General features: G+C 37.2%; 27 protein-coding genes. 10 read left to right on the forward strand and 17 right to left on the reverse strand.

Annotated features, from left to right (window positions below):
- Window positions 1-443: 443 nt before the first annotated feature.
- From AC1DDK_RS20575 to AC1DDK_RS20585, 3 genes are read right to left on the reverse strand one after another with little or no spacing between them, the layout of a single operon-like run.
- Window positions 444-803, reverse strand: coding sequence for a CoA-binding protein (locus tag AC1DDK_RS20575; protein ID WP_172659416.1), 360 nt, complete (start codon window positions 801-803; stop codon window positions 444-446).
- A 3-nt stretch (window positions 804-806) separates the two neighbouring features.
- Window positions 807-1,262 carry a DinB family protein gene (locus AC1DDK_RS20580; protein WP_172659415.1) on the reverse strand — a complete coding sequence of 152 codons (456 nt, stop codon included), beginning with the start codon at window positions 1,260-1,262 and terminating at the stop codon, window positions 807-809.
- Between the two features lie 30 nt (window positions 1,263-1,292).
- Window positions 1,293-2,834: an NAD(P)/FAD-dependent oxidoreductase gene (locus tag AC1DDK_RS20585; protein WP_477612183.1), complete on the reverse strand. Its 1,542-nt coding sequence runs from the start codon at window positions 2,832-2,834 to the stop codon at window positions 1,293-1,295.
- A gap of 430 nt (window positions 2,835-3,264) precedes the next feature.
- On the opposite strand from AC1DDK_RS20585, the gene AC1DDK_RS20590 reads away from it, so the two are divergent.
- From AC1DDK_RS20590 to AC1DDK_RS20610, 5 genes are all read left to right on the forward strand, one after another.
- Window positions 3,265-3,846 (forward strand): LemA family protein, encoded by a 582-nt coding sequence (locus tag AC1DDK_RS20590; protein ID WP_048903749.1) that lies wholly within the window; start codon window positions 3,265-3,267, stop codon window positions 3,844-3,846.
- Window positions 3,847-3,929: 83 nt separating this feature from the next.
- Window positions 3,930-4,373, forward strand: a complete 444-nt coding sequence (locus tag AC1DDK_RS20595) for a TPM domain-containing protein (RefSeq protein ID WP_172659413.1) — start codon at window positions 3,930-3,932, stop codon at window positions 4,371-4,373.
- Between the two features lie 3 nt (window positions 4,374-4,376).
- Window positions 4,377-5,153 (forward strand): TPM domain-containing protein, encoded by a 777-nt coding sequence (locus AC1DDK_RS20600; protein ID WP_172659412.1) that lies wholly within the window; start codon window positions 4,377-4,379, stop codon window positions 5,151-5,153.
- Between the two features lie 5 nt (window positions 5,154-5,158).
- Window positions 5,159-5,557: a hypothetical protein gene (locus AC1DDK_RS20605; protein ID WP_172659411.1), complete on the forward strand. Its 399-nt coding sequence runs from the start codon at window positions 5,159-5,161 to the stop codon at window positions 5,555-5,557.
- A 1-nt stretch (window position 5,558) separates the two neighbouring features.
- Window positions 5,559-6,110 carry an NUDIX hydrolase gene (locus tag AC1DDK_RS20610; protein WP_172659410.1) on the forward strand — a complete coding sequence of 184 codons (552 nt, stop codon included), beginning with the start codon at window positions 5,559-5,561 and terminating at the stop codon, window positions 6,108-6,110.
- A 78-nt stretch (window positions 6,111-6,188) separates the two neighbouring features.
- On the opposite strand, the gene dnaA is transcribed toward AC1DDK_RS20610, so the two are convergent.
- From dnaA to AC1DDK_RS20625, 3 genes are all read right to left on the reverse strand, one after another.
- Window positions 6,189-7,619, reverse strand: a complete 1,431-nt coding sequence (dnaA, locus tag AC1DDK_RS20615; protein WP_048903745.1) for a chromosomal replication initiator protein DnaA — start codon at window positions 7,617-7,619, stop codon at window positions 6,189-6,191.
- A 194-nt stretch (window positions 7,620-7,813) separates the two neighbouring features.
- Complete coding sequence (locus tag AC1DDK_RS20620) at window positions 7,814-9,361, reverse strand: acyl-CoA mutase large subunit family protein (protein WP_172659409.1); 1,548 nt, start codon at window positions 9,359-9,361, stop codon at window positions 7,814-7,816.
- A 2-nt stretch (window positions 9,362-9,363) separates the two neighbouring features.
- Entirely contained in the window at window positions 9,364-9,909 is a 546-nt protein-coding gene (locus tag AC1DDK_RS20625; protein WP_288882502.1) for a DUF7935 family protein, read from the reverse strand.
- 179 nt (window positions 9,910-10,088) lie between these two features.
- Between AC1DDK_RS20625 and AC1DDK_RS20630 the strand changes: the two genes are divergently transcribed.
- Both AC1DDK_RS20630 and AC1DDK_RS20635 read left to right on the forward strand, forming a co-directional pair.
- The gene (locus AC1DDK_RS20630) at window positions 10,089-10,442 is read left to right on the forward strand and encodes a HesB/IscA family protein (protein ID WP_172659407.1); all 354 of its coding nucleotides are present in this window, start codon (window positions 10,089-10,091) and stop codon (window positions 10,440-10,442) included.
- A gap of 92 nt (window positions 10,443-10,534) precedes the next feature.
- Window positions 10,535-11,767: an ABC transporter permease gene (locus AC1DDK_RS20635; RefSeq protein WP_172659406.1), complete on the forward strand. Its 1,233-nt coding sequence runs from the start codon at window positions 10,535-10,537 to the stop codon at window positions 11,765-11,767.
- Between the two features lie 14 nt (window positions 11,768-11,781).
- Here AC1DDK_RS20635 and rfbB read toward each other — a convergent pair whose 3' ends face one another.
- The 5 genes from rfbB to AC1DDK_RS20660 are packed head-to-tail and all read right to left on the reverse strand — an operon-like array spanning window position 11,782 to window position 16,733.
- Entirely contained in the window at window positions 11,782-12,834 is a 1,053-nt protein-coding gene (gene rfbB / locus AC1DDK_RS20640; RefSeq protein WP_172659405.1) for a dTDP-glucose 4,6-dehydratase, read from the reverse strand.
- Between the two features lie 3 nt (window positions 12,835-12,837).
- The gene (locus AC1DDK_RS20645) at window positions 12,838-13,404 is read right to left on the reverse strand and encodes a hypothetical protein (RefSeq protein ID WP_477612184.1); all 567 of its coding nucleotides are present in this window, start codon (window positions 13,402-13,404) and stop codon (window positions 12,838-12,840) included.
- A 1-nt stretch (window position 13,405) separates the two neighbouring features.
- Window positions 13,406-14,428, reverse strand: a complete 1,023-nt coding sequence (galE, locus tag AC1DDK_RS20650) for a UDP-glucose 4-epimerase GalE (RefSeq protein WP_337717882.1) — start codon at window positions 14,426-14,428, stop codon at window positions 13,406-13,408.
- A 5-nt stretch (window positions 14,429-14,433) separates the two neighbouring features.
- Complete coding sequence (locus tag AC1DDK_RS20655; RefSeq protein WP_172659402.1) at window positions 14,434-15,423, reverse strand: UDP-glucuronic acid decarboxylase family protein; 990 nt, start codon at window positions 15,421-15,423, stop codon at window positions 14,434-14,436.
- Window positions 15,423-16,733, reverse strand: a complete 1,311-nt coding sequence (locus AC1DDK_RS20660; RefSeq protein WP_172659401.1) for a UDP-glucose dehydrogenase family protein — start codon at window positions 16,731-16,733, stop codon at window positions 15,423-15,425. The genes AC1DDK_RS20655 and AC1DDK_RS20660 overlap by 1 nt, the downstream gene beginning before the upstream one ends.
- Before the next feature lie 61 nt (window positions 16,734-16,794).
- Between AC1DDK_RS20660 and AC1DDK_RS20665 the strand changes: the two genes are divergently transcribed.
- Entirely contained in the window at window positions 16,795-18,009 is a 1,215-nt protein-coding gene (locus AC1DDK_RS20665; RefSeq protein ID WP_172659400.1) for a 3-deoxy-D-manno-octulosonic acid transferase, read from the forward strand.
- Here AC1DDK_RS20665 and hemH read toward each other — a convergent pair.
- From hemH to AC1DDK_RS20690, 5 genes are all read right to left on the reverse strand, one after another.
- Window positions 18,006-19,019 (reverse strand): ferrochelatase, encoded by a 1,014-nt coding sequence (gene hemH, locus AC1DDK_RS20670; RefSeq protein ID WP_172659399.1) that lies wholly within the window; start codon window positions 19,017-19,019, stop codon window positions 18,006-18,008. The two genes, AC1DDK_RS20665 and hemH, sit on opposite strands and share 4 nt — an antisense overlap.
- Window positions 19,020-19,081: 62 nt before the next feature.
- The gene (locus AC1DDK_RS20675; protein WP_172659398.1) at window positions 19,082-19,930 is read right to left on the reverse strand and encodes a 4-hydroxy-3-methylbut-2-enyl diphosphate reductase; all 849 of its coding nucleotides are present in this window, start codon (window positions 19,928-19,930) and stop codon (window positions 19,082-19,084) included.
- 53 nt (window positions 19,931-19,983) lie between these two features.
- Window positions 19,984-20,883 (reverse strand): hypothetical protein, encoded by a 900-nt coding sequence (locus AC1DDK_RS20680; RefSeq protein WP_172659397.1) that lies wholly within the window; start codon window positions 20,881-20,883, stop codon window positions 19,984-19,986.
- Window positions 20,880-21,500, reverse strand: coding sequence for a 1-acyl-sn-glycerol-3-phosphate acyltransferase (locus AC1DDK_RS20685; RefSeq protein WP_172659396.1), 621 nt, complete (start codon window positions 21,498-21,500; stop codon window positions 20,880-20,882). The genes AC1DDK_RS20680 and AC1DDK_RS20685 overlap by 4 nt, the downstream gene beginning before the upstream one ends.
- A 39-nt stretch (window positions 21,501-21,539) precedes the next feature.
- Window positions 21,540-22,049 carry a phosphoribosyltransferase family protein gene (locus tag AC1DDK_RS20690; protein WP_172659395.1) on the reverse strand — a complete coding sequence of 170 codons (510 nt, stop codon included), beginning with the start codon at window positions 22,047-22,049 and terminating at the stop codon, window positions 21,540-21,542.
- Between the two features lie 160 nt (window positions 22,050-22,209).
- Between AC1DDK_RS20690 and AC1DDK_RS20695 the strand changes: the two genes are divergently transcribed.
- Together AC1DDK_RS20695 and AC1DDK_RS20700 are read left to right on the forward strand one after the other, a co-directional pair.
- Entirely contained in the window at window positions 22,210-22,920 is a 711-nt protein-coding gene (locus AC1DDK_RS20695) for a head GIN domain-containing protein (protein WP_337717884.1), read from the forward strand.
- A gap of 116 nt (window positions 22,921-23,036) precedes the next feature.
- Complete coding sequence (locus AC1DDK_RS20700) at window positions 23,037-24,713, forward strand: serine hydrolase domain-containing protein (protein ID WP_337717886.1); 1,677 nt, start codon at window positions 23,037-23,039, stop codon at window positions 24,711-24,713.
- Here AC1DDK_RS20700 and AC1DDK_RS20705 read toward each other — a convergent pair whose 3' ends face one another.
- Window positions 24,714-25,121 carry a hypothetical protein gene (locus AC1DDK_RS20705; protein WP_172659392.1) on the reverse strand — a complete coding sequence of 136 codons (408 nt, stop codon included), beginning with the start codon at window positions 25,119-25,121 and terminating at the stop codon, window positions 24,714-24,716. It abuts the gene before it with no gap.

Consider the following 25,121-nt stretch of genomic DNA (forward strand, 5'->3'; position numbering starts at 1 on the left):
GTTTGGTAACTCCCGTTTTGTTTGGTAACTCCCGTTTTGTTTGGGACTGCAAAGGTAGAAATCTTTTTCTGTTTTGCAAATCTTTTTTGAAACTCTTTTTCACCTTCCTTTTTCACTGTTTCCCTTCCTCCGAAGCGGGATGCAAAAGTAGGAAAATTCAGCCACCACACAAACATTTCCACACTATTTCTTACAAAATATCCCTAACTCGCTAAACCACAACCAGAAAAATTAACAGCAAGTTAAAATCAGGTTAATTCTTTATCTTAAAAAACGACGAGCCAGCGCTAATCTATGAAATATGCTACAGCGTAGTACTACATATAAGTATAATACATTATCGCCTATCACCTCACACCAAAAAGACTTACAAACGACAAAAGGTCGTTCAGAGTCGTTTCAAAGTCGTCTATGAGTCGTTGGAAAGTCGTTAAAAAAATATACTAGTACTGACCTGTAGATAACAATACCAGAGTACAAGCCTCTATCGGCTCAATATCATTTGCCAACAGCAATTCTTCCAGTTCCTGATTTTCAGTTCCAGGATTAAAAATAACTCGTTTAGGTTTTGTTTCTAGTATATAGTTATAGTAACCACTCTGCAAATGCGGACCTATATATAAGGTAACCGTATCAATGTCATTATGCAGATGCCCTGGTTGCTCAATCTCTTCTCCGGCCACAGCTCCTTTTTTTATACCAACATTGATAATGTTGTGCCCTTTTGATTTAAGCATATGCGCAGCTTTATAGGCATATCTATCCGGATTGGGGCTCGCCCCTATAATTAATGTTTTTTTCACAATCTAAAATTTTAATAACAATGAGATTTGCCCTGCATGATAAGCATGATGCTGCACCAAACCATTGAATAACTCAAAATAATTCACTCTAGGTCCCGAAACCTGATTAACCGTTGTTCTCCATTGGTCTTCAGAAATTTCCCTCGCAAGATTAAGCAGTTTTTCATTAGCTAAACGAAAATCACTTAAAATGGCATCCCACTCCTGCATTGTTTCTTCTTTAGCCATAGGCCAATCGCCTTTTTCAGGTTCCTTGGCCAAGTTACCTTCCAGCCTCGAAAATACTTCTTCCGTCCATGAAGTTAAGTGCAATACAAGTTCAGCAATGGTATGTGCAGTTGGAATTGGTCGTTTAAATATTTGATCTTTACTTACCGACGAAATAATAGCGGATACACTGTTGCCGTGCCAGGCATCCCCACTATATCCTTTTCTAAGCTCATTTGCGAAATCAATCATACGAAAACAACAAATAAAAGGTAAATGTGTTTAGCTAAACTTTAAAACTGCATTTGCACAATTAACACCGTCAATTGCAGCCGATACTATACCTCCTGCATAACCTGCACCTTCTGCACAAGGATATAAGCCCGCAACCTGTGGATGTTGAAAAGTCTCTTTATCTCTTGGAATCCTAACTGGCGATGAACTTCTGCTTTCTACTCCTACCAAAATAGCCTCATTCGTATAATAACCTTTCATTTTTTTCCCAAACAGGGGCAAAGCATTTTTCAGACTTGATGCAACAAAATCTGGCAGCGTTTCTTTAAGCATTACACTCCGTGTTCCAGGTAAATAAGAATTTTTAGGTAGATCTACTGAAATTCGACCCTCTACAAAGTCAACCATCCTTTGGGCAGGCGCAACCAGATCTCCCCCACCAAGCCTGAAAGCAGTTTTCTCTATTTCCGACTGAAAATGCATCATTCTTAGCGGATCCTCGCCCTTAACATCATCAAGCGTTATTTGCACTACCGTTCCGGAATTCGCATATGGATTATTCCTTTTTGATGGCGACCATCCATTAACAACTATTTCATCAGCATACGTTGCACAAGGGGCAATTATCCCTCCCGGGCACATACAAAACGAGAACACGCCTCTGGCACCAACCTGCTCAACTAAACTATAATAAGCCGGAGGCAAAAATTCACTCCGGATATCGCAATGGTATTGAGCCGCATCTATAATAGACTGAGGGTGCTCTATTCTTACTCCCAAGGCAAATGGTTTGGCTTCAACAAGGATATTCTTTTTATGAAGCAATTCATAAATATCTCTTGCTGAGTGCCCGGTGGCTAGAATAACAGCGTCAGACAATAGTTTCTCTTCTCCGTTAATCTCTACACCTTTTATCTTTCCAAAATCAATTAAAACGTCCGTTACTTTTTGGTCGAAACGCACCTCCCCTCCTGCATTTAAAATTGTTTCTCTAATTGCAGTAATTATATGGGGCAATTTATTTGTACCGATATGGGGGCGGGCATCAACAAGAATATCTTCCGCAGCGCCGTGCTGAACAAAGGCCTGAAGCACTTTATTAATATCCCCACGCTTATTGGATCGGGTATATAATTTTCCATCTGAATAAGTTCCGGCTCCCCCTTCACCATAACAATAATTAGATTCAGTATTTACAATACCTTCTTTGTTTATTGCTGCTAAATCCCTCCTTCGTTGTTTTACGTCCTTACCACGTTCAAGCACTATTGGTTTTAATCCGTTTTCGATACACTGAAGTGCTGCAAATAATCCGGCCGGACCAGCACCCACAATAACCACATGTTTCGCATTGCTAGCATTCTTATAGTTAACAACAAACGATTCGGTTAATAACGGTTCATCGATAAATGTTCTTACCTGTAGCCTGTATATTACTTTTCTTGAACGGGCATCAATTGATCTTTTAAGGATTCTATATCCGCCAATTCGGGAAAGATCAATTTTTAAAGCTTCCGAAAGGTTTTTCTTAATCGCAGTTATGTTGTCGGTCTCTTCCGGAGCCAGCGTTATTTCAATGTCTTTTTGCATAATTATCGTCAGGTTTTTATCCTGAATTGATGCAAAGGTACATCTTACAACATTAAAAGATCCTTACTATTTTAAACATTAAATATAAATTTGAAAGCTTCTGACTTCTTTTGGCAGTACACGAATTGTAATTATGTCAGTTATTTTACAGCGAAAAAATTGCTTCATCCTCCCTTCGAAAATTACTTTTCTTGAAAGCGGTTATTTAATCTTTTAAGAATTTTATAGGCTTTACATTGAGAAATACCACCATTTCGGGTTTTCTAAAGGTTTGCACATCGGCGATTTTATCATTGATTTTTGCCAGAGCCAGCGTAATTTAGATGTCTTTTTGCGTTATTGTTGTCAGGTTTTTCTACTGAACTGTAACAAAGGTACAGAAATTGAGTTCTAATGCGTAAATTAACACTGAAAAACAAAACAGAAAAATATGAAAAAAGTAGTTTTAGTAATTGTAGGAATCTTAGTCTTATTAGTGGCAGTAAGTGGTTGTGGTTACAACGGCTTGGTTAAACTGGATGAGGATGTAAAAACCAAATGGGCACAGGTTGAAACACAATATCAACGCCGTTCTGATTTGATCCCTAACCTTGTAAGCACAGTTAAAGGTGCAGCAAAGTTTGAACAGGGTACATTAACTCAGGTTATTGAAGCACGTTCTAAAGCAAGCCAGATCACAATAGACCCTGATAAATTAACTGAAGAGAATATGCAAAAATATCAGGCTGCTCAAGGTCAGTTAAGTCAGGCATTAGGTAAATTGATGGTTTTAACCGAGAACTACCCTGAGCTTAAAGCTACTCAACAGTTTAGTGAATTATCAGCTCAGCTGGAAGGTACTGAAAATCGTATCACAGTAGCGCGTAAAGATTTTAACGAATCGGTTCAAACTTATAATACAAAGGTAAGATCATTCCCTAACAACATTACTGCAGGCATATTCGGATTTAGCCAAAAAGCTGCTTTTAAAGCTGACGCTGGTGCACAAAATGCACCAAAAGTAGAATTCTAATATACCATAACAACATTTAAGGGTAATGTATGTTTAAATGAATAAACATACATTACCCTTATCTTTATAAAAGCAATCCAATTATGGGGCCATTCACAGAACAAGAACAAGAACTAATTTCCCAAACCATATCAGATGCTGAAAAAGCCACTTCAGGCGAAATCAGAATTGCCATAGATAAACATTGCAGCGGCGATGCATTTGAAAAAGCAACATCCTACTTTTCAAAACTTGGGATGGATAAAACATCAAGACATAATGGTGTATTGATATACCTGGCTTATGTAGATCATAAGTTTGCAATAGTTGGTGATAGTGGAATTAATAAAGTTGTACCTACAGATTTCTGGGAAACAACTAAAGTTGCAATGAAAGCTCATTTTGCCTCTGGCAATTTAGCTCAGGGCATTATAGCAGGCGTAATTTTGGCAGGAGAAAAACTTGCAACGTTTTTCCCTTCGCAAAATGACGACATCAATGAACTGCCAAATGACATTATTTTTATGGATCAGAATAAAACCACATAAGCTATGAAAAAATTAATCGTAGCATTATTCTTACTTACAACATCCCTGGTTGGGTTTGCTCAGGATTTTCCGGCAAAGCCGACCAAATTGGTAAATGATTATACAGGAACACTTTCAGCTGATCAATTGCAACAATTGGAACAGAAACTTGTTGCTTTTGATGATTCAAGCTCCACTCAAATTGCAGTAGCTGTATTAAAATCTGTTGGCGACTATGACATTAACGAATATGCGCTTGAATTGGGTAGAAAATGGGGAGTTGGTAGCTCAGGGAAAAATAATGGGATAATGATCGTGGTTGCTCTTGGCGACAGAAAGATCTCTATCCAAACAGGATATGGCCTGGAAGGGGTATTACCAGACATCTATGCCAAGCGTATTATCGAAAACGAGATAAAACCGTATTTTAAAACTGGAGATTACTATCAGGGACTCAATGCAGGTACTGATGCTATTATAAAATATACCAAAGGCGAATACAAAAACGAAAATCCAAAAAGGAAGAATGATGCTGGCAAAGGAGGCAGCATGTTGGCCATCATCATTATCATTGTTGTTATAATCATTATCCTTAGAAGAGGTGGCGGTAGCGGTGGCAGTGGACAAGTTATCAGTGGTCGTGGTGCTGCTGATGCTCTTTTCTGGAGTATGTTATTAGGCGGTGGCCGAGGTTCTGGCGGTGGCTGGGGCGGAGGTAGCAGTGGCGGCGGCGGAGGTGGTGGCTTCGGAGGCTTTGGTGGTGGTAGTTTTGGTGGCGGTGGTAGTAGCGGTAGCTGGTAAAGAATATGTTAAGAAGAGACTTAATTACAGCAGAAATTCAGAAACTTGCGCAAGTTTTAGCCCGTATTATGGGCTTAAAGCTAGAAGGCAAATTGACTGAGGCAGATGATCTGTTAATGGAATCATTGGTAAATAATTTTGGAATTACACCTGAAGAACTATTCTCCAGTAATTCTTCTGAATTTGAGGCACGGTTAACTGAAAAGGAATTCCCTGCCGAAAAATTGGAAATGCTAAGTCAGTTTCTCTACTCTCAATTTGATCCTTCGGTTATTAACCCAAGGAACGATTCTTTTGCTGAGAAGCTATATTTAATATACTACCTGCTGGAAACAAAGCATCACATTATAAACATGACTAATCTTGACCGCCAAAAACTAGTTGATAAATACCTTAATACCTAATATGGAAATAAAAAAATGGCAAAGACTTTCATCAAAATATCTGGTGAAAGAAAGATGGGCGACATTACGTGTGGATACCTGTGATTTACAAAATGGCGTTATAAAAGACGACTATTACGTACTTGAATACCCGAATTGGGTTAATGCCGTAGCAGTAACAGAAGACAATAAAATAATTTTGGTTCGCCAATATCGCCATGGTGCTGATATTATATCCTTAGAAGTTCCTGGTGGCGTCATAGATGGCGATGAATTGCCTGAGGTAGCCATTAAGAGAGAGCTATTAGAAGAAACCGGTTATTCTTTTAAAAGTTCCGAATTGATAGCTACGCTATACCCCAATCCCGCAACATCTACAAATGTTACTTATACCTATTTATTAAAAGGCGGTGTTAAAACTCATGATCAGCACTTAGATGACCATGAAATCCTTAACGTTGAGGAATATACTATCGAAGAGGCTAAACAAATTCTAAAAGACAATAAAATTGATCAGGCATTACATTCAGCTGCATTATTTTATGGGTTAATGAAGCTTGATGTTTTAAAATAAACATTCAATCACAAAAAAAGACCCTGCAAGTAAAACTTACAGGGTCTTTTTTTGTGATAAGACTTGAGCTCTAATGATTTAGCTCATTTTTAATTTCTTTTGTATGTCGTGTACGTATCCTTTAAACTTCTTATCTGTATCAATCAGATCTTCAACTGTCTGGCATGCATAAATTACCGTGGAGTGGTCTCTTCCTCCAAAGAAAGCTCCAATAGTTTTTAATGATGACTTAGTATGACTCTTGGAAAGATACATGGAAATCTGTCTTGCCTGAACAATTTCACGTTTCCGTGTTTGTGATTTCACCATGTCTACAGGAACTTCAAAATACTCACATACCAATTTCTGGATATATTCCATCGAAATCTCTTTGGACGTATTTTTAATAAAGTTCTTCAACATCTGTTTAGCCAATGCCAAATCGATGTCTTTTTTGTTTAAAGTTGATTGAGCTAGCAGGGAAACCATTGCGCCTTCAAGTTCCCTTACGTTATTGTCAATGTTGTGGGCTACGTACTCCACTACTTCAGAAGGTAATTCAATACCATCTGCATACATTTTCTTTTTAAGAATTGCTATTCTTGTTTCAAAATCAGGAATCTGCAAATCTGCAGAAAGACCCCATTTAAAACGGCTTAACAATCTTTCTTCTAGTCCGGCCAGATCTTTAGGTGCTTTATCTGATGATAAAATAACCTGTTTACCTGATTGATGAAGATGATTAAAGATATGGAAGAATATATCTTGCGTTTTTTCTTTTCCGGCAAAGTTGTGTACATCATCCATGATGATTACATCCATTGCCTGATAGAAATTCACAAAATCATTAATCGTATTGTTCTTTAATGAATCTACAAATTGCTGACAGAATTTCTCACATGAGACATAAATTACCAGTTTGTCTGGCATGTTACGCTTAATTTCATTACCAATAGCCTGCGCAAGGTGTGTTTTCCCTAACCCTACTCCTCCATAAATCATTAAAGGATTAAATGAAGTACCTCCCGGTTTTGCGGCTACGGCATACCCCGCTGATCTTGCTAAACGGTTGCAATCTCCCTCTATGTAATTCTCAAACGTATAGTTAGAATTTAATTGAGGATCAACATTCAGTTTCTTTAAACCCGGAATGATAAAAGGGTTCTTAATGTCTTTGTTTATAGAAACCGGAATTGGCATTGATTGAATCTTCGCCTCTGCCCCATTTCCATTACTCGGCATGTTAGTAGTATAAGGCGATCCCGTATTAGAAGACTTATCCACAACGATGTTATACTCTAACCTTCCCTCATCTCCTAATTGCTTTTTAACTGTCTTACGAAGCAGCCCTACATAGTGTTCTTCCAACCATTCATAGAAGAACAAACTAGGCACTTGTATGGTTAAAACTTTGCCTTCCAATTTCAATGCTGATATCGGTTCGAACCAAGTCTTGAAACTTTGGGTCGGTATGTTATCTTTTATGATTTGGAGACAGTTTTTCCACACTTCTGTACAAGTTTTTTCCATTGTTATTCTATAATTTGTTGGTTTACAGTAACGATACGAGCATAAAAAAACTGCTGTTTCGAGAGATCGAATATTCAAAAAATTATCAACAAAAAAAACTTAATTTTCATTTATTTGGTAACTGCTTAGGTAGCAATAACCTACCCTTCTTAACCTGAATTTTTTGTGTTAATAACTATTTATTAACATCCTTTTTAATATTCTCCAAAAACATTACGTAGTGTGTCCGCTATTTCACCAAGCGTGGAATAGGCCTCTACGGCTGTTAAAATATACGGCATTAAATTCTCGCTCCCCTTTGCAGCTTCCCTTAGGTTCTTCAACGCTTTTTCAACAGCTATGTTATCTCTTTCTGCTTTTAACTTATTTATCTTCTCCGTTTGGATCGTACGGATAGATTCATCTATGGTAAACACCTCGGTTATCCCTTCCTGTTCCTGTGTAAATTTATTTACCCCAACAATAACCCTGGTTGCCTCTTCCACTTCAACCTGGTACCGGTAAGCTGCATCTGCGATCTCGTTCTGGATATACTCATTTTCTATCGCATTTACTGAACCGCCCATGGCATCTATTTTATCTATATACAGCTGCGCTGCCGCCTCAACCTCATCTGTTAATGTTTCTACAAAGTAGGAGCCCGCCAATGGGTCAACGGTATCTGTTACCCCACTTTCAAAAGCAATTACCTGCTGTGTACGCAGAGCGATTTTTGCTGCTGCTTCGGTTGGTAACGACAGCGCCTCATCGTAACCATTTGTATGCAAGGACTGTGTGCCTCCCAAAACTGCAGCCAAGGCCTGATTGGTGACTCTTATTACATTATTAAGTGGCTGTTGGGCTGTAAGTGTTGACCCACCTGTTTGCGTGTGAAAACGAAGCATTTGAGCTTTCTCATCCGTAGCCCCAAGCTCCTTTGTTATTTTTGCCCACATTCTTCTGGCAGCCCTGAATTTGGCAATTTCCTCAAAGAAATTATTGTGGCAGTTGAAAAAGAAAGAAAGTCGTTTAGCAAATACATTAATATCTAATCCCTTCTCTAATGCAGCATTCAAATATGCTTTTCCATTTGCCAGTGTAAAGGCCAGCTCCTGAACGGCTGTTGAGCCTGCTTCCCGGATATGATAGCCCGAAATGGAAATTGTATTCCATTTCGGTACTTCTTTACTGCAATATTCAAAAATATCGGTAATAATCCTCATAGAGGGTTTTGGCGGGTATATATAAGTCCCCCTTGCGGCATACTCCTTTAAGATATCGTTTTGAATGGTGCCAGATATTTGCTTAATATCAGCCCCCTGTTTTTTAGCCAGGGCTATATACATAGCCAACAAAATCGAGGCTGTAGCATTTATTGTCATAGATGTGGTGATCTTTTGCAGCTCTATCCCATCGAACAAGATTTCTATATCTTTCAATGAATCAATTGCAACACCAACCTTACCAACCTCTCCTTCGGCCATATCGTGGTCAGAATCATATCCAATCTGGGTGGGAAGATCAAATGCAACAGACAGGCCCATTGTTCCTTGCTTAAGCAAATAATGGTACCGTTTGTTAGATTCCTCTGCAGTCGAAAACCCGGCATACTGCCGCATAGTCCACAACCGGCCCCTATACATATCTTTCTGAATCCCCCTGGTAAAAGGAAATTCTCCTGGCACCTCTGTTAAAGGTTTGGCAGTAGTGTATATTTCTTTTATTTCAATACCCGAAGTAGTGGTAAAACTTTTCTCTTTCATAGTTAAAATAACAAATGAATATCCTTTTTAATAAGATCTAATGTTAAATCATAAGGGTTATCAGACATATCAGTCATATGCTGCAGTATTTTTCTACTCAAATCCACACCGGCAGAATCCACAGGCAATCCTCGCGCGGCATTGCTAACCATGGTTAAAGTATCATCCTTAAGTTTACGAACAACATCCCATGTTTGGGCACTTACATATAATTGTTGGGCAACATTATGCTGATATTCAGATCTTATTTCATTAAGTAAAACTGATTGAAGATCTACAACAGAAATACCTTGCTGATGTACTCGGATCAGCAAATTTGCAGGATTAATTCTGTCGACAAAAACAATCAGCCGTTCGTAAGCCTGCAATCGTAACGGAAGGATCTGTAAATGTTCGTCTTTTTTAGGATCTGATGGTTTTGCTTCAACATGTTTTGTGTCCAGATACCTTCTCAGGTCATTTATAAAAAGATAATATCCTGCTGCAACTGTTATAATACCACCGGTGGCTAATGTGGCAACTTCTGTTAAAAAGTTTTGTACGTTCATTCAGCTTTGTTTGAATACAGTAATAATTAGTATAGAGTCTCAGCAAAAATGTACATTTTATTTATATTTACCCCACTATTTGATTTTTTAAATGACGAGATAGAGGTCTCTATTAGAGATAGCTATAGCGCTTTTATAAACAATTATAACTAAATTTGTACTTCCTAATTTTTAATAATATGAGTAATACAGTTGATACAGCATTTGCACCGGTAACTTTTACAGAAGGCGCTGTAAAGGAGCTTTTTAAATTAAAAGATCAGCAAGAAATTTCTGAGGACTTTGGGTTACGCGTAGGTGTTGACGGTGGGGGCTGCTCTGGAATGAGCTATGTACTTGGTTTCGATCAAAAAAAAGAAGGTGATCAGGAATTTATTATCGATGGCATTAAAGTCTTCATGCACAAAGCGCATCAGATGTATTTGATGGGAATGCAGGTAGATTGGCAAGATGGATTAAACTCAAGGGGCTTTACCTTTAGCAACCCAAATGCAAGTAGTACTTGCGGTTGCGGAACAAGTTTCTCAGTTTAAGTTCCTTTTCTTTTGTAACATTATACATGGTCTCGTTGTCTTAACAGCGGGACTTTTTATTTTTATCCCTTTAAGAATATATTTCATCTGAAATGACCTATACCGAAAACGTAAAACTAGCCCTTCAATCAATAAAAAGCAACAGGTTGCGTACCATGCTTACCGCATTGATCATCGCAATTGGCCTATCTGCATTAGTAGGTATATTAACAACACTGGATGCTGTTAAAAAAAGTATGACTGAGGCCTTCTCCAGTATGGGGGCCAACGCGTTTACCATCAGAAACAGAGGATCAGGCATAAGGGTTGGCGGCTCTGGCCAACGCCCAAAACCATTCCGGTCTATCAAATACGAAGATGCGGTAAGTTTTAAGGAAAGATTAAATACACCTGCAACAGTCGCGATCAGTGTATTTGCTACAGGAGGGTCAACAGCTAAGTTTGGCGCTGAAAAAACTAACCCTAATATCAATATTCAAGGTATTGATGAAAATGGATTGAACTCACAAGGCTTGAATCTTTCGCTTGGGCGTAATTTCAGTCCCGCCGAAGTAGTGTCAGGGAACAATGTCTGCATAATAGGTAATGAGATCAGGACTAAGCTTTTTAGAGATCAAAGTCCCATAGATAAAGTAATAAACGTTGGAAACAACAGGTTAAAAGTTATTGGAGTTCTTGAGTCAAAGGGTCAAAGTATGGGGTTTAGCGGCGACAGATCCGTTTATGTTCCCCTTCTAAAAGCTAAGTTGATTAACTCCAACTCAAATCCTTCTTATACCATTACGGTAATGGTACCAAGCAATGATCAGATGGATAACATTATTGGCGAAGCTACATCAGAACTAAGAAAGATAAGAAAGGTAAAGGTTTCAGAACCGAACAATTTTGAGATCACAAAAAGTGATTCCCTTGCCCAAACCCTTTTCGAACAATTAAGATATGTAGTGTTAGGAGGAATTGCCATCGGAGCCATTACACTAATTGGTGCATCCATTGGACTAATGAATATTATGCTGGTTTCCGTAACAGAAAGAACCAGGGAAATCGGAATCAGGAAGGCCATTGGTGCAAATCCTTCTGTAATTCGTAAACAATTCTTAATAGAGGCCGTTATAATTTGTCTTATTGGAGGTGCATTTGGCATATTCCTTGGAATAGCCATAGGAAATCTCATCTCATTTGCAATGGGAGGATCATTCATAATACCATGGGAATGGATTATGGGCGGTTTTGCATTATGTGTTGGGGTAGGTATTATTTCGGGTTATTACCCTGCAAAAAAAGCCTCTAAACTCGATCCGGTAGAAGCTTTAAGGTATGAATAAAAAAGGGAAGATAATTATCTTCCCTCATATTGATTTTCGTAGTAAGCCTGGTAATTCCCGGAAGTGACATCAGAAAGCCACCCTTCATTTTTCAAATACCACTCTACTGTTTTTTCTAATCCTTCTTCAAACTGTAAACTAGGCACCCAGTTTAATTCATTTTGAAGTTTGGTGGAGTCAATAGCGTAACGTAAGTCATGACCGGCTCTATCCGTTACAAAAGTGATCAGCTTTGCCGACTCCCCTTCTGCCCTGCCTAGTTTCTTGTCCATAATCTTACATAGTAAATGAATAAGATCTATGTTTTTCCATTCGTTATGGCCACCAATATTATATGTTTGTCCTGTTTTAGCCTGATGGAAGATAACATCAATCGCGCGTGCATGATCTTCTACCCATAACCAATCGCGAACATTCTCGCCCTTACCATATACCGGCACTGGTTGTTCATTTTTAATATTATTGATTGCCAATGGTATCAATTTCTCAGGAAAATGATGAGATCCGTAATTATTAGAACAGTTAGACACAACTATATCTATCCCATAAGTATCGTGATAAGCTCTTACAAAGTGATCCGAAGATGCTTTTGAAGCAGAGTAAGGACTATGTGGATCATAAGCTGTAGATTCAGTAAACATTCCTGTTTCGCCAAGCGCACCATAAACTTCATCTGTTGAAACGTGGTAAAACCTTTTCTTATCATAGCTACCTTTCCAGTATTCACGTACCGCATTCAAAAGATTAACTGTTCCGATAACATTGGTCATCACAAAAGCTGTCGGATCAGTGATCGACCTGTCAACATGCGATTCAGCCGCTAAATGAATAACTGCATCAAAATTCTCTTTACCAAACAACTCATTTATTACAGTTGCATCTGTAATATCAGCTTTAACAAAACGGTAATTTGGTTTATCCTCAATATCGGTAAGATTTGCAAGGTTACCAGCATAGGTTAACTTATCCAGATTTACAATCATGTAATCAGGATAGTTATTTACAAATCTTCTTACAACATGAGAGCCAATAAACCCAGCTCCTCCGGTTATTAATATTTTTTTCATAGTCTATAATTCTTTAGGCAGTCCAAGTTCCAGAGCTACCGAAGATGTTTTGTTTTGATATATTTTACTAAGCACGGTATCTAGTCGATCCTTTAAATCAAACTGCAGATCTTCATGTAGTTTATAAAACTTATTTAATACTGAAACTGTCGACTTAACAAAGTAAACAGAAAGTTTTTCGTTAAACTTATGCAAAGGCGAAAAAATACCTTCTTTAAAATCTATTGGAATTTGGTTTAATAAATGAATTCTCAACTCCATTTCTGTAGTAACGTCCTTTGTTACCTTAAAATGATGACTGATGCTTCCATTTAATTTACGCATTCTTAATAGTGTATCTTTTGAAGTGAGTTTTTTATTAGATAAAAGATCTTTAGCCGTTTCATCTATTGTTGCCAATAGTTTTTCATAACGTTCTACCAGATCATGTTCATCTTCGAACAGCTTAAAATGCAAATGTTCTGTTAAAACCTTATCCTTTGCAATTAGTCTGAGCAATAATTTATCTTTTTCCTTTTCAGGAAGAGATTTTATCTCCAGTTTAAGATCCTTATGCTCACTTAACAGCATACTAAAATGGGTTGTCTTTTAAGTACTTCTCCCAGTTCCAGGCCGATGACATCATTACATCGATGTCTAATTCTGCCTTCCAGTTTAAGTCTCTTGCAGATTTTGTTACATCACCCCAAACTTTCTCGATATCACCTTCTCTCCTTGCTCCAATAGTGTAATCCAGCTTTTGTCCTGTTGATTTCTCAAAGGCATCAATAATTTGCAATACTGAAGATCCTTTTCCGGTTCCTAAATTAAACACTTCGTAATTTGAATCTGCTTTATTACCTTCCAGGCGCTTAATAGCTGCAACATGTGCTTTAGCTAAATCTACCACATGAATATAATCTCTTATCGCACTTCCATCAGGAGTATCATAATCATTACCATAAACAGTTATCGGTCCACGTTTTCCAATTGCCGACTGTGTAATGAACGGAACAAGGTTTTGAGGTACACCAATTGGCAACTCACCAATTAAGGCAGTTTCGTGCGCACCCACCGGGTTAAAATAACGAAGTGAAATCACATTTAATGATGGTGTAACTGCACAGGTTTCCTGTAAAATTTCTTCAGCTATTTGTTTGGTATTGCCATATGGCGATTCTGCTCTTTTTGTAGGGGCTGATTCTGTTACCGGCAACACATCTGGTTGACCATAAACGGTACATGATGAAGAGAACACCAATTTAACTGAACTGTTAAACGCAGTAATCAGGTTAATTAGTGAGTAAAAATTATTTTTATAATACTTCAGTGGCTGCTGTACAGACTCTCCAACTGCTTTAAAAGCTGCAAAGTGGATTACTCCATCAATATCAGTGTTTTTCGCTGCAAATTCATTTACCTTAGCTTCATCACATAGGTTAAGCTGAACAAATTTTGGCTTAATTCCTATAATTGTTTCTATCTGATCAAGTATTTTAGGGTTAGAATTAGAGAGGTCATCAATAATTACCACCTCATATCCTGCATTATGCAATTCAACTACTGTATGCGAACCAATAAAACCAGTTCCTCCAGTTACTAATATTTTAGACATTCTTATTAACGATTATATGTTGTAAAATCTTTATGTTCCTTGTTTATTAAAGCCTCAGCTGGCAGTGATTTAAAATATTCGTAGGTAATCTTTAATCCTTCTTCACGACTAACTTTTGGCTCCCAGCCCAAAATCTCTCTTGCTTTTGTAATATCCGGGCGGCGTTGTTTCGGATCATCAACCGGCAAATCTCTTAAAACCAGTTTCTGATTTGTTCCCGTTAGTTTAATAATCTCCTCTCCAAATTGCTTAATTGTTATCTCATCCGGGTTACCAATATTTACCGGCATCACGTAATCACTTAACAATAACCTGTAAATACCTTCTATCAGATCATCAACATAACAGAAAGACCTGGTTTGAGACCCATCGCCAAACACAGTTAAGTCTTCACCTCTTAAGGCCTGACCAATAAAAGCAGGTAAAACACGTCCATCATTTAGACGCATTCTAGGGCCATAAGTATTAAAAATCCTAACTATTCGTGTTTCCACACCATGAAAGGTGTGATAAGCCATAGTCATTGCTTCCTGAAAACGTTTGGCTTCATCATAAACACCTCTAGGCCCAACCGGATTCACATTTCCCCAGTATTCCTCTGGCTGAGGGTTTACACTTGGATCGCCATAAACTTCCGAAGTAGAAGCAATGAGCATCCTGGCTTTTTTATTCTTTGCTAAACCTAACAGATTGTGTGTTCCTAAAGATCCTACCTTTAACGTTTGAATAGGAATTTTAAGATAATCAATAGGGCTCGCAGGCGAAGCAAAATGTAAAATATAATCTAATTTACCAGGTACATGAACAAATTTTGAAACATCATGATGTGCAAATTCAAAACTCTCTAAACCAAATAAGTGTTCTATATTTTTCAGATCCCCTGTTATCAGGTTATCCATGGCAATCACATAATAGCCTTCTTTTATAAATCTATCGCACAAATGCGATCCTAGAAAACCGGCAGCACCGGTTATTAAAACTCTTTTACGTCCCATTAGTTTATTAGCTTACGGCCTACACTATTATAGTAATAACCTAAGTCAATCATCTTTTCTAAGTCGTATAGGTTACGGCCGTCAAAAATAACCTTGTTAGTTAATGTCTGTTCCATTCTTTCGAAATCTGGATTTCTAAAAACAGACCACTCTGTTGCAATCAGCAATGCATCTGCACCTTCCAAAGCTTCGTATTGATTGCTTGAGTACTGAATTTTATCACCTATCAGCGCTTTTACGTTGTCAATCCCTTCCGGATCAAATGCAGTAACCGTTGCACCATGTTTCACTAGCTCTTGAATAATATACAAAGCTGGTGCCTCACGGATATCATCTGTTTCTGGTTTAAAGGCAAGGCCCCATAAAGCGAAGTGCTTGCCTTTTAAATCATTTTTATAGTATTTCAAAAGCTTATCAACCAAAACAATTTTCTGCCTTTCATTCACATTCATCACCGCTCTCAGAATCTGAAAATCATAATTATGTTCATCCGCAGCTTTTGCTAAGGCTTGCACATCTTTAGGAAAGCAGCTTCCACCATAACCGATACCAGGGAATAAGAATCTTTTGCCAATTCTTGCGTCAGAGCCAATACCTTTACGTACAGCGTCAACATCGGCTCCTACAATTTCGCATAGGTTAGCCACCTCATTCATAAATGTTATTTTGGTAGCAAGAAATGAATTAGCAGCGTATTTTGTCAGCTCAGACGATCGCTCGTCCATAAACAATATCGGATTTCCTTGTCTAACATACGGGCCATATAGCTCTAAAAGCAATTTCTTTGCCTTTTCGCTGCTGGTGCCAATTACTACCCTATCAGGTTTCATGAAATCATCTACAGCCACACCTTCACGTAAAAACTCTGGGTTAGAAACCACATCAATTTCTACTGAAGTATTTTCCTTAAAAACAGCCTGCACCTTATCTGCTGTTCCAACCGGAACTGTCGATTTATTAATAACCACCTTATATTCAGTAACCAGCTTCGAAATATCTTTTGCTGCCCCTAGAATATACGATAGATCTGCTGCACCATCGCCACCTGGAGGCGTAGGCAAAGCCATAAAAATAATTTGTGCTTCCTTAATTCCGGCTGCAAGATCAGTAGTAAAAACCAATCTTCCCTGAGCAATATTTCTGTGAAATAGTACATCTAATCCGGGTTCATAAATAGGAACTTCACCATTTTGCATTTTGAGCACTTTGGCTTCATTAACGTCAACGCATATAACGTCGTTACCAGTTTCGGCCAAACAAGTACCGGTAACTAAACCTACGTACCCTGTTCCTATTACGGCTATTTTCATATATTAATTCGGTTTTAATTTTATTGAAGTATCTTCGGCTAAGATAAGAAATAAACACAAAATGCTTTTGCTTTATAATATCGCGATTCAACTTTATGGTTTAATTATTAAAATATTCTCCCTGTTCAATAATAAAGCTAAACTTTTTGTTCAAGGAAGAAGGAATATTTTTGAAAAAATACAAAAAAAGATAGATCCCGCTAAGTCAAACATCTGGTTTCACTTTGCCTCACTTGGAGAGTTTGAACAAGGCCGGCCTTTATTAGAAAAAATTAAAAGTACTTATCCCGAAAAGCAAATTATAATTACTTTTTTCTCCCCATCAGGATACGAAATCAGAAAAGACTACGCCTTGGCTGACGGAGTATTTTACCTGCCGCTTGATACACCCAGTAATGCCAAACAACTTATTGCAGCTATAAATCCTGAATTAGCGGTATTCACTAAATATGAGTACTGGTATCATTATTTTAAAGTCCTTCACCAATCTGGTATTCCACTTTACATTATATCCGGTATTTTCAGACCCGATCAGATTTTCTTCAAATGGTATGGCTCTTTTAACCGCAAAATTTTAAGTTTTGTAAATCACTTTTTTGTCCAGAATGAAGAAAGCAAGCAGTTGCTCAGTCAAATAAACATACACAATGTAAGTATCAGTGGCGATACCAGGTTTGACCGGGTGGCAGAGAATGCAAAATCGCCAAAGGAATTTGAAACAATCAGAAAATTTTGTGATAACAACAACACGCTTATTGCAGGAAGTACCTGGCCGGCTGATGAGCATTTACTAGCAACACTTATTAACGCCTATCCGAACTGGAAATTCATTATCGCCCCTCATGAGATAGATAAAGCGCATATAGACGAAATTGTAAAACTTATCCCTGAATCGGTTAAGTATTCAGAATTAACAAACCAGCCTGTAGATACTCAAACGCTAATAATAGATAACATTGGTCTTTTATCATCTATCTATCAGTACGGACAAATTGCTTATATAGGTGGGGGATTTGGTGTAGGGATACACAATACACTGGAGGCTGCCGCATTTGGAATGCCCGTAATCTTTGGGCCTAGATACGATAAATTTCAAGAAGCAAAAGACCTGATCTCCATAAATGCTGCTGTTAGCATTAAAAATGCTGAGGAATTATTCATTGCATTCCAAAAGCTTACAGAGGACAGAACTTCGGGTGATCTTGCAAAAAGGTATGTAAACACAAAGACCGGATCAACAGATCAGATCATTAAATACATTGCTCAAAATTTTTAGCTCACCGCCATTTCTGCAATGGCATCAATAAACTTTGGATGATCATTAAGGCTTTCAACCAACTGAACATGTTCGCCACCTAAGGCCTTAAATTCTTCATGATATTCAACTGTAATTTCATAAAGTGTTTCCAGGCAATCGGCAACAAATGCAGGACTAAATACAAGTAAACGTTTTTTTCCTTCAGCAGCAAGTTTCTTTAACACATCGGTTGTGTATGGCTGCACCCATGGCTCTTTACCCAAACGCGATTGGAAGCAAACGGTATAATTTTCTCTGGAAATATTCAATTTCTCTGCAAGTAACCTTGCTGTATCATGCCCCTGCGCAGAGTAGCAAAATTTATTGGTATCATTTAAAGTTTCACAGCAATTGTCCTTTTTCAGACAATAATTTCCAGTATGATCACACTTTAACAATTGGCGCTCCGGAAGCCCGTGAAAACTAAACAATACGTGGTCATAGGTCTCTGGCTGATATTTCTTTGCATTTTCAGCAAAGACCTCTAACATCAATTCGTTATCGTGAAATGAATTTACAAATGAAACCGGAGGTATAGTGGTCCATTTACTTACAATTTCCATTACGCTTTGTATTACCGAACCACTGCTAGCAGAAGCATATTGAGGAAACAAGGGAATTACTTTTATACTTTCAACCAAACCTGCTTTCATTTTATCTAAAGCAGACTGAATCGAAGGGTTCTGATACCTCATCGCCAGTTCAACATGATATTCATCTCCTAATTTCTCCTGAACTAACGCAGCTTGTATTTTGCTATAATACAATAATGGAGATCCGTTTTCATCCCAGATTTCTTTATATAATTTTGAAGTTTTAGGACTGCGAAAAGGAACAATTATACCTTTAACCAATAGTGTACGGTTAAAAGCATTAACATCAATTACGCGCTCATCCATCAAAAACTGATCAAGATATTTGCGTACATCTTTTACTTCCGGACTATCCGGAGTTCCTAAATTGACTAACAAAACGCCCTTTTTTCCCATAATATGGCCCAAAATTAACTTATTATACTTTTATAATCTTCCGTAAAAACAATAATTACTTTTTAATGATTTTGGAGAAATGCTTTAACCTCTTCCATCAACCACATAGGCGTAGATGTAGCACCGCAAATTCCAACCTTATCTTTAGGAGAAAACCAGTTGAAATCTATTTCCTCAATATTTGAAATGAAATATGAATTGTCGTTATACTTTTTGCAAACATCATATAAAACCTTTCCGTTAGATGATTTCTTCCCCGAAACGAATATGATCTTATCATAGTTTACCACAAATTTCTCCAAATCAGTATAACGGTTAGAAACTTGTCGGCAAATGGTGTCATTTGCTTTAATGTCATATCCCCTACTTATGAGTTCATCTTTTATCTGGTAAAATTTATCTGTACTCTTAGTTGTTTGACTATACAAAGTGAATTTCGAAGGCAGATCTACATGATCCAACTCTGCCAAATCCTGAAAAACAATTGCTTTCCCATCAGTTTGTCCTTGTAAGCCTACTACTTCCGCATGACCATGTTTACCGAAGATCAGAATTTGCTCATCATCATCGTGTGAGTTCTTAATTCTGTTTTGAAGTTTTAAAACAACCGGACAAGAAGCATCAATTAATGTTAGTTCATTTTCCAATGCAAGCTGGTAAGTAGATGGAGCTTCTCCATGAGCTCTGATCAGAACCTTTTCCTTCTTTAAGCCCTGCAATTGCTCATGATCGATTATCCTTAAACCTTTATCGGTTAACCGTTTAACCTCTTCATCGTTATGCACAATATCGCCCAGGCAATACAAGTAATCCTCATGATCTAAAATATCTTCAGCCATATCAATAGCATAAACTACCCCAAAGCAAAAGCCCGACGCCTTATCTATAGTAACGGTTAAATCGTATTTCATCTTTCTTCTGACACTAATAATGTACAAAATTACACAAAAAGAGTTTCATATTCTTATATCTTATGTTTAACTGATGTCAATACCTTAATCCAAAGTCCCTTTAATAACAGTCCTAAGAGCATAATCATTTGAATTGGATGGAGCAAAACATTTATAAAAGGATTTTGTGTTGTAAGGAAAGATATCATTACCCTACTCAGGAAAATCAATCCAAAAGGTAAAACCAAAAATACCGGTTCAAAATTGATCAACACAATAATAGGTCCGGCAATAACCAGCACCAGGTAAATTAACACGGCAAATATGTTATTCCCAAATGTCAGCAACAACTGCGATGAGACCTTATCAAATCCTACCTTTTCATCAATATAAACGAACTTATTTGCAAGTAAAACTTCTGTTTTCCCATGCCAGTCACTCGTCTTATAGCTGCTTGCTTTAAAAAACATGCACCCGGTATTAGTTGTTGCAAATATTTGTTGGGTACTCAACCTCACCAATCTTAACGGCAAAAGATTCAGCAAAATGAAATCACTTAAAGGATAAACCAACCGGCTAAATAGTCCGCTAAATCTACGATTAGGAACTATGCTCAACAAGTCCAGATCAAACACCTTAGCACGACAAATAAGATTGTTTATCAACCCCTTATTAATAATTGTATTAACATCCAAGAAAAGAATAAAGCCGCCAGTTGTTTTAGCCACTGCTTTTTCTGTTGTTTCTGAATGTTTTTTAACAACAACTTCAACATTCGTGTAATCCTGAGCATTGATAGATGCGATCAATGAAGAAGGATCATCATTTTTATCCGACAAAGAAATGATAACTGAAACCTTATCTGTAAAGTGTTTTCCGTAATAGCCAAGCTTTGGATTGGATAAGAAATTAAATAACGTAACTGAAAACCGCAGCACAATAAATACAAGCACAGCATAAACGAAAGTGATCATATTGTTTTACTCTGGCTTTTAACTGCATACCCATAATGTTTGTTATACTCACTTTTGAGTAGTTGCAAACTCACATACTCCTCCGCTTCCCAGGTGGCGAGGTAACTCCTCGCCTCTGGCTTTCTGCCTCCAAAATAATCTGTAAGATTAGCCGAAAATATAGTTTGAAATTTCTTCCTGGAAGCATTCACAACCTGCATCACTCCTTTTTCAAAAGTTATACTACCGATGTAGCTAGTATAGAGTTTTCCCTGAGGAAACATGAGGACCAAATTATCAGGATTATCCAGTAAGCTCCCTGCATATGTTAATGTTTGCACCACATCCTTTCCTTTCGTTTCTGCAGCAAAAGCGCCCAAATATTTTAAAAACCATAACTTCTCGTAATCTTCTTTCGTAACCAGCACATGAAACTGTTTCTTAAACAACTTTTTGTTTAAATAGAACATCAAAAAACCGTCCCACCAGCTAAAATGATTGGCCAATAAAAGCACAGCCTCATTTTCTTTGATCTGAAGCTTGTTAAAATTGTACGAAGAAAAGTCCTTCTTAATGATATAAGTAACATACCAGGAAAAGAACTTAAAAATTACAGGGCTTTTTTGGGACTGGTACATCCCTCTAAAATGAGAAAAATTAGCCTCAAATGCAAACGGCTAGCTTAAATAAACCCTGTCTTCCTCACCTTCAACATCCATAACCACATCAACATGTTCCTTTAAAACAGTAGCCATCTCCAGACCAACAAAATCAGTAGCTATCGGGAAAATTTTGTGGCTCCTGTCTACCAGTACCACTGTACGGATTTTTTTGTGTGGCGTATTCAGGAAAACGCCTAAACCATAAGCAAGTGTTTTACCACTATTTAATACATCATCAACAAGTATGATCACCTTATTTTTCCAATGCGACTCGTCTAAATCAGTATTAGCAACCAATTTAGTATTCAGCCTGTCAAGATCTATCCTGAGCATCGTGATTTTAAGATCAGAGATTTTTGTCAATACCTTCTTAAGCCTTAAGGCTAATTTATAGCCCCGGTCCCATATTCCTGCCAATACAATTTCCTTCTCGTCTAAATTATCTTCCAGAATCTGGTATGCAATTCTGTTGATCTTTTGCTGTATCTGTTTTTTATCTAGAATAAGTAATTGAGATTCTGCCATCTGGTATCACATTGTTTATGCTACAAAAAGAACCATTTTAAGGTTCATATTCAAACTTAGATAAAAATATTTTTATATGCGTTTAAAAAAAGTTTACAAATCGTGCAACGTTTAGGCCTCTGTTGCGTCTAATCAATAAACCCTCAATCTAAAACCAATTATGAAAGCATCATCTATACTTAAATCAGCCCTAACATTACTTGTATTTTCGGCATCTGTAATATCATCAAATGCCCAGCAGAACAAAGACGTTTCTATAACCAACTTTAATGAAGTTTCAGTTTCAAGTGGAATAGACGTATACCTTACACAGAGTAATTCCGAAAATATTCGTATCAACGCTCATCCTGATCTCATTAAAAATGTCATCATCGAGAAAGAAGGAAACAACCTAAAAATCAGATATAAAGATGGTGTTAACTGGGGTCGGTTATTTAAAAATCAAAGCATCAAAGTTTATGTCAATTATAAAACGTTAAAAGCCTTATCAGCAAGCGGAGGTAGTGATGTGTATACTCAAAACACACTAAAAACCGATAGATTGTCATTAAGTGCATCAGGAGGTTCTGATTTAAAATTAGATGTAGTTGCTAAAGATATTGAAGTACACACAAGTGGTGGATCTGATGTTGATTTAAAAGGAAGTGCAACAAATATGGAGGTTGCTACAAGTGGAGGCAGCGATGTAAATGCACTGGATTTTATAGTTGATTACGCAAAAGTAAGTTCAAGTGGTGGTTCTGATGCAAACATTCATGTTAATAAAGCATTAGAGGCAAGTGCCAGTGGAGGTAGTGATATAAACTACAAAGGAAGTGCATCAGTAAAAAACAACTCCAGCAAAAGCGGAGATGTAAACCGATTAAAATAAAGTTTAGTTTTAGTTTTTAGTTATTCCTGCCAAACGGATGTCTGGCAGGAATTTTTATTTTAAATTGCAACCATTATTTCAGATCAATCGTCTATAACTATATAGACGCCATACTTATGAAAAACCTCTCTGTTCATATAATTATTATATTCCTTTTCTTTGCAAATGCTGTTAATGGTCAATCTATCAATAAGAAAAAGATTGACAGTATTCTAGCCAATCTTTCAAAGAACAATATCCCCGGAGTAGCAGTAGGTATTGTACAAAAGGAAAAGCTGGTTTACGCCAGTGGGTTTGGATTAGCTGATCTGAATACAAAACGTAAAAATACTTCTGCAACTTGCTTTAACATCTGCTCAGTATCTAAACAATTCACGGCAGCCTGCATTTATTTGCTTGAAGAACAAGGAAAATTAAAAACAAGCAACCACCTTTCTAAATATTTCAAGGACCTCCCTGCGTATGCAGATACCATTACCATTGATCAGCTTATTCACCATCAAAGCGGCATTAAAGACTTCACTACATTACTCTGGCTTAGGGATATGGAGGAAAATGGTAAAACCACAGATCAGCAAGCTTACGCTACACTTTCGCGTCAGTCATCATTAAACTTTCCAGCGGGCGATCAGGAAAGCTACACTAATTCCGGTTATTTTTTCCTTTCCAAAATTGTGAGTATAGTAAGCGGTCAGGACCTTAGTCAGTTCGCTAAAGCGCACATTTTTAATCCTTTAAAAATGGCAAATACAGGTTTCTCACGTAGCCACCTGGTACAAAATAAGGCTAATGGATATCTTTTAGAAGACAATAAATACATCCAGTATAATCCCAAGACTTCAATTATAGGTCATTCGAATGTTTATAGTGCGATCACTGACTGGGATAAATGGTTCAACGAAATGAAAAACCATAGGGTTTTGGGTGATAAAGTCTGGAAAAAAATACTGACACCTGCCATAAACAACGATGGAAATCAAATAGATTACGCAGGAGGAGTTAGAATTACCTCTTTCCAAGATCAAAAAATGATCTCTCATGGTGGAGATTTGCCAAGTTATCATAGCTATATGGCATTTTTTCCTGAAAAAGACCTTGGTATTATCATTATGAGCAACAATGGTACTTTTTCAGGTTATAATATACTTACCAGTATCTATAATAACATCTACCCTGGTACCAAACCAATATTACTTCAACAAGAAACAGAAAAACCAATCGAAAAAAAAGTAGTTAAAGAATTCAAGCTTAGTGTAAGTACCTTACCTTACGCTGGCAGTTACCTGATAGAAGGAAGCCAAAATATGGTTTTTGATGTGCTCAGTAAAGACAGTTCCTTAACTGTTCTCCAAAAATGGAATCAGAATGATTATCCTATTTTACCATTAAACGATTCCTTATTTTATATTAAAGGCGAGGAAGACATCACCTTCGAATTTAGGCAACCCCAGAATAGTCATACTCAAAAAATGCTAATTACTCAGCAAGGAAAACCATCATGGGCAAAAAGAATTGAACCGGAAAAAGAAGACATCAATACCTTAAATCAATATTGCGGAAACTTTTACAGTCCTGAGATCGATGCTCATTATACAATACTAATAAATAATGGTAGCCTGAATATGAAGATAGGCAGCAGTACACAAAAAATAACCTCTTCTGGTAATAAAGACTATTATTATCTCCCGGAAACAGGAATGGAGTTCAATTTCAGAAGAAACGAAAGCCATCAAATTGATGGCCTTATTTTAAATCATGTCAGAGTAGAAAAACTGCTTTTCTTAAAAGAATAGTTATCCTTTGTTTTTATAAGGATAATAAATAAAGTTAGCCCCTTCAGGTACAATCACAAAAACGCACATAAAATCTTCGGGTTTTTTGTAGCTTTTAAGGAATAATGCTTTTTTATCCGGTTGGATTATACCTTTTTCTACAAACTCTTCAAAAGTAGACGCCTGTATAGTCCATTCAGTATTTAATTCTTTTCTATCCAAAATTACCTCCCCAATATTTACTTCGTACTGGTGGGCAATAAAAATGGGATTAGCAGATATTCCTTCCAACATTATCTCTACAGCAATCTCTTTAATAGAGTCAGCATATAAATCTAAATCCTTTTCTAAGCTTACCAATGGGCTTTGCTTTTTCTCTTCTGCTTTTCCACCTTCTGGTTCCTGTGGCAATAATTCTTCTATATCCAT

It is taken from the genome of Pedobacter sp. 05T44, from assembly GCF_056395985.1.